We start from the raw sequence: 1,420 nt of genomic DNA on the forward strand, positions 1-1,420 counted from the left end.
CGCAACACAGTTAAAGCGTGACTTAAACGAGTTTCATAATAGGATGAAGCAGTTTTCCAATCCATTTTTCCAATTTATTTTATAGCGTTTATTGCATGTATGAGGTACAGTAAGCAACCTCAAAGTCCCCCTTTTTAAGGGGGATTTAGGGGGATCCCTTGGTACCTCATGGGAAACAGAATTGCTATAATTCCTTAAGCACAAATAAAGTTTTCTAAACCATATAGGTTAATAAGACGAGCAATTTTATCGATTTTAGCATCACCATCAGGTAGATTTTTTCTAAGCTCGAACTTTGTTTTTTGACCAATTATATTCTCACCTCCAGGAATTCTCAGCTGGATGTAGGCATCTTCATCACTCGAATAATTAATACTATCCGGACTGAGATTGAGGTTTACTATTTGGTCAATAGGTTGCCCTGAACCATAACATAAAAAATAAGAAGCAGACGATATCAGTTCTTTAACACGATTTGAGGGAATCAGATCATCTTGATTCTTCAAGTCACTTATCTTCAAGTCACTTAATTGATGAGAAGGAACAACTAAGCACAAAATAGATTCTTTTCCTGTAGAGTCTTTTGGTTGCGGTGACAGTGGTGGTGTATATTGCTCTGGTTTTTCTTGGGTTTTAAAAATCACTGGTTTCAGAAAAGCGTAGGAGCCAATAACTATAAGAGAGATGAAAAGTATAAAGATAATTGTCAACCAAGGCTCAGGAGTAACTCGTAAACACTGCGTCAACGGATCCTCTTCTGGCAACGGCTTATCTAATACTTCTTTACATAATACTTTTAATACTCTATCCATATTATTACTCCAATGATTGTTATCATCGTCAATGAAATACTTTTTCAAAAACTGAAAGTCTTGTGTGATGGTCGAATCCTGAGTTATATTGAAATGCTCACAGATTTCCTGGTAGTTGTCTGGAGACAGCTTGCTGATTGCTGTATACATACAACCCTTGGCTTTTGATTTGTAGCATTTCTCAATTTCACTATAAACTTCGTCGAAGCGGCTTCGAGATTCTTTATCCATTTGGTTATCATACTCTTTAAGGAAAATTGGAATATTGATCAAGTTGCTTCCCTAGCTTACAGAATAGAGGGAAACTACCTCAGCACTTTTCCAGCTTTCTTAATATTTTCCTTAAGTTGTTTAGCTTCCTGGTGTAGGGGATTCCAGATCGATAAGTCTTTTTGTAAAGATAGTTGAGCTTGATCATAGGCTTTATCTAGCCGCTCTTGATAACGGTCTACAATTTCTTTTTGAGAAGACTCAACCTTTTTTATAAACTTATTGGTTTGACAGATAAACCAATCCGCAACCTGACTATAAATTTCTATTTCTGCCTGATTTTTTTGCCATAGCCAGTCTTTATTGATGTCTTCTATTTTTGGTAACTGAGCATTATC

General features: G+C 36.1%; 1 protein-coding gene and 1 pseudogene. Both read right to left on the reverse strand.

Going from position 1 to position 1,420, the window contains the following annotated elements:
- Positions 1 to 194: 194 nt before the first annotated feature.
- On the reverse strand, positions 195 to 1,043 hold the full coding sequence (locus F6K38_RS41930) for a hypothetical protein (protein ID WP_131827132.1): 849 nt from the start codon (positions 1,041 to 1,043) through the stop codon (positions 195 to 197).
- A gap of 74 nt (positions 1,044 to 1,117) precedes the next feature.
- Positions 1,118 to 1,420, reverse strand: a pseudogene (locus F6K38_RS41935) (hypothetical protein); the annotation flags it as partial.

This window comes from Moorena sp. SIO3B2 (genome assembly GCF_010692525.1).
Classification (GTDB): Bacteria; Cyanobacteriota; Cyanobacteriia; order Cyanobacteriales; family Coleofasciculaceae; genus Moorena; species Moorena producens.